We start from the raw sequence: 5981 nt of genomic DNA, 5'->3' as shown, positions 1-5981 counted from the left end.
TAGAGCCGAAGACTCATAAAGCGACATTTGCCTTGCTACTTCACTCGCTTTAGTCAACGCTGACAATTCCTGTGAGGGCATCTGCCTTGCCATATCATCAAAACATAGTGCCTCAATCGTTTTTGAATTTTTATTACTTTCAGTCACTTTTTCACCAATAAATAGATGAACTCAAATAAAATCTAACGCCCAATTAAGGTGTGAGGCACGCAATACCAATGCTACCGCATACCACCTAAATCACTAAAACCAACGCATAGCAAAAATGCCACGCGTGCCGAATCACTCTTAAATTGTTTGTTAAATTTAAATCACACGATATGGGATATCTGAATACGTTACCTTAACATCTAATCCTTTGGACTTAAGGTACATGGTCAATCCCTCCATGCATTCACCTTGAAAATTAGAAGGTCCAATTTTTATTTCTTTGATTGCTTCAATTGGAAAGTCAATTTTCAGAAACGGAATGAGAAAGCTTTGCTTGGGGCGAAAAGATACACTTTCTGTATTAACTAGCTGTAATGAAGGCGACTTATTTATTTGTTGAGTTCGTATCCCATCCAACTTACGGTGACCATAAGAAAACAGCCTAACCTCAGCTTCCTCTGAAAATGATGGATTCTTTGTTCTGGCTAAAAACGTTAGAATTTCTAGGAACGTATTTTCATGCAAAATGGTTTCATGCAACGTTCCACCCATTTTATCCAAATTTTGTAAAGTAGCCTTAGCAATAACATCTGCCACATAGTCCGTATGCTTCGCATCGTAGCAACAATCTTGCAGGTATCTAAAGTTTGCATGACCTTTTCTGCCACACAACGTCGCTTCCAAAGTGGCTTTGTCAAAACCAATACTAACACCACCCTCTTTAGGACAATAACTACGCCACTGGGATAACAAGTCACTCTCTTTTGAGAATGATGTAGAGTAGATCATGACTTCTTTAACATGAGAAATGAGCTGTTGGGTAATGTCTTGAGAGTATTGACCCGCGGCTCCAATGTAAGACTCTAGCTTGCTTTCTAGAATATCAAGCCCCTGGTAATACTCTTGCTCATCGTTCATAAACGAATGGGCACTTAACCAAAACTGCTTGTTTTCAATCAAGCTTTGGCATGCACCAATATCTGTATAGTGATAAATTACATCTGACACTGAGTTTTCCTGATTAAATTTAACGCCGCATTAAGGTGTGAGCGACGCTTGGCTATACTTGAGCGAAGCGAAACTGCCAAGCGTTGCGAATCACTCTTAAATGCTTTGTTATGTGATTTTAACAAGCCTCTACTTCTGGCATCTGTTCTTTTATGGCATTTTTAACTACATTGTCAGCCTGCTGGCTCAAAACCCTTGAAAGCCATTGCTCAAAATTAGCTAGCCGACAACCTTTTAAATTAGTGGCAGCCAACGCAAGTAATCCTTTATTATCAAAATGCTTCAAAAGTGCAGATAAGTCATGCTTAGTTACAGCATTCTGAATTTCCTGTCTCTTGCTATTTGAGATTGTAGAAATATCGAGTTCAGACAACTTTGAATCTAAAACCGTTGAAAGATCTTCAATGCTCTTTGCATCAGTTAAATCTACTTTCTTCAATGCCCTGTCTATACGACGCTTACTATGTCTCAGTACTACATCTTCGATTTTTTTATCACTGATACTATTTATAATTGAGGTGCAATAATGGTCATGCTTAGAAGTCAGATCTATGCCTGAATAACCCTCCAACTCTAAAATGGCTCGGCTAACTGACGGCAGCAAGAAAATATTTTCAACCTCCGATACAGGAGTAACTTTTATACCAAGTCCATCTAAGTACTCAATATCCTCACTGCTATAATCATCAGCGTCAACAATTCCGGAACATAACACACGAGTAAGTTCTGAATTCTGCCTCATTGTTACAACGGAATGGATTACTTGTTCACAAGAACCACGAGGAATCACAGTCCAATCAGGGTAACAACTACGGTACGTCATTAAATCAAGACTATTATAATTGCCCTCGACAAAGAGAATCGGTTTGCGACTTCCCATAATAAGAGTCACTAGTTGTTCGTCAAAACCTGTATCTTGAGGGATACAACCAATCTCCCAAAAAGGTTGAGGGTTATAGGAAGTAATTACATACTTATCTGCAACTCTACTCGATGCAAACTCAAGATCGTGAGTTATAAATAAAAATGCACAATCAGGACGTAGAGCTTCCAATTTGTCCCATAACTTGGACATTATTGACTTGTGAATATGCAATTCAGGTTCATCAAAAATTAATAGTGAACTCTCATCAGCTACGAGCACCTGCCCTAGTATATAAAACGTTGCACGCTCACCGTCGCTCATATCTGCCGCTGAATATAAGTTGTTGCTGTTACTGAGACTGACTTGAATATCATCACCAGTGATATGTAGCTCTCTATGAGGTAATAACTCCTGCCACGCTTCAGATAATACTTCAAACTTTGTTGCGACAGGTTCGCTTCGATCACCAGCCCTAGCTTTGTTATGTGTTTCCAAAGATCTATTTGTTTGCTCCGCAAACAATGCTTGCAATAGATAATCGAAGTCATTTAATAGGGAGACAGAGGCATTATTGTTCCAACGAGAACTAGCTCTGTGTGTCAGTTGAGCCCAATCTTGATCAGTACCTATTTTCAAGCCTCTGAGCGCTTGCCTTTGGCTAACTTTATTTACATTTGGGTTAAGGGATAACGCTCTATGGGCAGCAATTCGGTGAGCCTTATCTCCTATTTTCTCTTCAACATAGGTAGCCAACCGTGTTTTACCAGAACCATTTGCACCTACAATCATTGCAGATGAACCATTGTGAATCTCTATGCTTTTAACCCCATCTACAATCGGAATTTCAATAGTGAAAGACATTTTACCTCTCTATATATTCACCAATATTTACCAACTATGCTTAATCACATAACGCTCGCTTAAGTTGTGAGCAACGAAACCGAACTGGCTGCATTGCACCGTAAACACTAAACCAATTTGAATCAAAAATGCCATGCGTTGCGAATCAGCTTGAAGCGCTTGTTAGAACTGGGCTCACAGATATTGACTCACTCTTTGAAACTCAGCTAGAGCCAAACTATCAGCCTCGATATCGACTGGGGCTGATGACAATGGATACCAATGTACACTCTTAGCCTCCTGAGCTGAAATTTCACCATTCCAGCTCTCGACGAAATAATAGTGAATTAATTGCAACTCACTAGTTGGGTGATAAAGAGAGCAAAGGTACTTATACGATAATGGGCTTACATTTAATTCTTCTCTTACTTCACGGAGCAAAGCTTGAACCTGACTTTCATCACCGTCTATGTGCCCGCCAGGGATATTAATTTTACCTGCATCTGTTTCTTTCTGTTCACTACGCCTTTCAAGCAAGACGCTATCATTGTCTACCAGCAAAAAAGATACACATTCGTGCACAACCATCAAATTTCCTTATAAGTTCTAACGCCCGCCATAATACGCCACAACGCATTACGGTGATGTTGATAGACCACCGAAAACACCACAGCCAATTCAGACCTAGAATGCCGAGCGTTGGTGGTCGTATTGATGGCTTTGTTATGTTTATTTTTTATCAGTAACGGCGCTGATAGGCTTGATCATAAAACGTTTAGCGTACAGCGGTGACTCGTAGCGAGCCGGCGTTACTTTAACCGCTGAAGCGATGAGAGCTTCAATAGCTTGTGCTAATCCTTCTTCCTTATAGGCTATTGAATGATCATTATTGCTGTATGGGAGATCAGGATTAATTGTGATACATGGAACGGCCGGGTGCCCAATTTGCTCAAGGTACGCATGAAAAGCTCCTTGAGGAATAGCCATGCCGAACTCTCGCCAAGCATATTTTTTACCCCAGTAGTAACCATCTTCAGCTTTATGCGTTACACGAGTATCGTTCTTTTCCTTATTTACAGTATGCTTATCTAGAGCTTCTTGTTGTGCAAATAAGTAACTCAGCATAGGGTTAACACCCTGATTTTTTGCGACGCAAGATAGGTCTACAATCTTCTTTCCATTGTCGTCAATATGGAAGCCGATACTATAGTGCTCTCCTTCCTCTAGCTCAGGAGTACCGTTCGCTATAAAGGTGTAAATCGTATCGGTATTTTCAGGTGTAAATGTATGAGTGAACTTCCCATCACCATTTGCCGAAATGGTGTAATTGGTTACGATCAAGTCTTGTATTGTGTTTAGATCTCTTGATTTCATCGAATTGTTTCCTTTAATGCAAGCAGATACATTGCATATTAGGGCATAATCGATATTTTCAAGTCCTGAGATAAACATAACGCCGCATTAAGGTGTGAGTGGCGCTTGGCTATACTTGAGCGAAGCGAAACTGCCAAGCGTTACGAATCACTCTTAAATGCTTTGTTATGCCTTAGTACCCAACTTTATGCGTAAAACACCCTTTAACTTGCTTTTAACCGGGCTTACTAACTGTTCCCAATTGTGAGTTAGTTCAAACCAAAATTTTTCAAGATCTTTCGGTTGGTTCAAACTATTCAACTCCCCACTTAAATTTTCAGCATCTTTTTGTAACTGCTGTGCCCTTTTAAACGCTTGAACATAGTATTTTTCTATTGCATCGAGCGATTCAGTTAAGTCTTTCTCCAAGTCGCCATCAATGTAAATTGACAGTTTCTCTAACGTCTTTCTAGAATCATGAATATTTTCAAAAGATGAACTAAAGATCGTGAAAATTGAACTCAAACCTAGAAGGTACGTAGCCTTATTTAGTTCCGCCTCTTTGATCTTTGTAACAGTACAGATATCACTAATGCCGTCACCAAGGTTAATAATTAGCGAGTACAATTCTTTAATGGCTGCAACTCTATCCTGCTCATGGCGACTAAACTTTAAGCTATGCTCATAGCTTTCTTTGTCTAAGTCACTTTTAAAATTTTGCTGTTGTACTTGTAATTCATATAGATGTTTAGACTTTAGTTTTTCAAATTGATGATTAACTAACACTTTAGCTAAAAAAGCTACAATGCTAGCTCCTGCAAAACTACCAACTAGTATCGAGTTAATGATGTCCATATGAGTCCTAAAGATTTCGTAAGGCATAACGCCTGCATAACACGTTTACTACTATGCAATTATACTCAATATTGACGCCTTAAAACGAGAAACACCCGGCAACCTGAGATGCCGAGTGTAGTAAATCGTGTTGATGCATTTGTTATATTGCTAACTCAATATTCTTCGGGTATATAAAACCTTCAATAGTCATGATAGGCACATTTGAAGGATGGCATAGTATATCGTATTTTCCTATATTATTTTTAACTGAATACGAATCATCCAATTCAGCTACAATTTTCTTTGTTTTTAATTGTTCTATATTACGACAATGATCAGCTATGGTATTAGATATATTATAAACCGATTTATACATATCGAAACCAAGTTCATAAACTTTACCATCAAGCTTTAGACTAGGCTTATTACAACAAGCCTCCATGTTATTTAACAAATCAGAGCAATAATCAAAACATTCATGAATACTAGCCATTTCTTTAGCCACATAATCTAAGCTTTTTTGGTACTTTTTGTTATGCTTTGGCACTGTATTTTTGTCAATAAATGACTTAACACTTTTTGCAAATGTTTCAAGTGGAATAATCAGATGCTGCGAGTGACTAACAATAACATTTTTATCAACAGTTACAAATAATCGTATTTCATCAACATCTCCAACGTGATGAAAGTAATTTCGAATAATTCTTAACAACTTAAATTCAGGGTCGTTTTTAATATTACAATTAAACAACTCTTTTAACTTGTCAGCTGTAGAATGCAAGTTATTTAGATAAGTAAAGAGACTATTTATATCTCTATCTTCTGAATATCTAAAATCTAACAGTTCATATTGACTATGAAAATAACGATCTATAAATGTAAACTTTTCCATAAAACCTCAATTTGCAATATAACGCCTTGTTAAGTA

General features: G+C 38.1%; 6 protein-coding genes. All 6 read right to left on the bottom strand.

The features are described 5' to 3' along the window. Positions 1 to 306: 306 nt before the first annotated feature. Positions 307 to 1158, bottom strand: a complete 852-nt coding sequence (locus tag AB4180_RS22190) for a DUF2971 domain-containing protein (protein ID WP_102250302.1) — start codon at positions 1156 to 1158, stop codon at positions 307 to 309. Between the two features lie 118 nt (positions 1159 to 1276). Further along, positions 1277 to 2884 (bottom strand): AAA family ATPase, encoded by a 1608-nt coding sequence (locus AB4180_RS22185; protein ID WP_102250301.1) that lies wholly within the window; start codon positions 2882 to 2884, stop codon positions 1277 to 1279. Between the two features lie 174 nt (positions 2885 to 3058). Next, positions 3059 to 3451 carry an NUDIX hydrolase gene (locus AB4180_RS22180; RefSeq protein WP_102250300.1) on the bottom strand — a complete coding sequence of 131 codons (393 nt, stop codon included), beginning with the start codon at positions 3449 to 3451 and terminating at the stop codon, positions 3059 to 3061. 141 nt (positions 3452 to 3592) lie between these two features. Then, positions 3593 to 4237, bottom strand: a complete 645-nt coding sequence (locus AB4180_RS22175) for a hypothetical protein (RefSeq protein ID WP_102250299.1) — start codon at positions 4235 to 4237, stop codon at positions 3593 to 3595. Between the two features lie 165 nt (positions 4238 to 4402). Continuing rightward, positions 4403 to 5071 carry a hypothetical protein gene (locus AB4180_RS22170; protein WP_102250298.1) on the bottom strand — a complete coding sequence of 223 codons (669 nt, stop codon included), beginning with the start codon at positions 5069 to 5071 and terminating at the stop codon, positions 4403 to 4405. A gap of 142 nt (positions 5072 to 5213) precedes the next feature. After that, a complete protein-coding gene (locus tag AB4180_RS22165; protein ID WP_102250297.1) occupies positions 5214 to 5945 on the bottom strand; it encodes a hypothetical protein in 732 nt (243 codons plus the stop codon). Between the last annotated feature and the right edge of the window lie 36 nt (positions 5946 to 5981).

The sequence above is a fragment of the Vibrio sp. 10N.286.49.C3 genome, from assembly GCF_041469545.1.
In the GTDB taxonomy this organism is placed as follows: domain Bacteria; phylum Pseudomonadota; class Gammaproteobacteria; order Enterobacterales; family Vibrionaceae; genus Vibrio; species Vibrio tasmaniensis_A.
Note: the sequence above shows the minus strand (reverse complement) of the source record. Positions and strands in the feature narration are given on the sequence as shown.

Bases quoted from the DNA above. Each gene is read 5' to 3' on its own strand.
- AB4180_RS22185 (WP_102250301.1), bottom strand. From the start codon at position 2,884: ATGTCTTTCACTATTGAAATTCCGATTGTAGATGGGGTTAAAAGCATA.
- AB4180_RS22170 (WP_102250298.1), bottom strand. From the start codon at position 5,071: ATGGACATCATTAACTCGATACTAGTTGGTAGTTTTGCAGGAGCTAGC.
- AB4180_RS22165 (WP_102250297.1), bottom strand. From the start codon at position 5,945: ATGGAAAAGTTTACATTTATAGATCGTTATTTTCATAGTCAATATGAA.
- AB4180_RS22175 (WP_102250299.1), bottom strand. From the start codon at position 4,237: ATGAAATCAAGAGATCTAAACACAATACAAGACTTGATCGTAACCAAT.
- AB4180_RS22180 (WP_102250300.1), bottom strand. From the start codon at position 3,451: ATGGTTGTGCACGAATGTGTATCTTTTTTGCTGGTAGACAATGATAGC.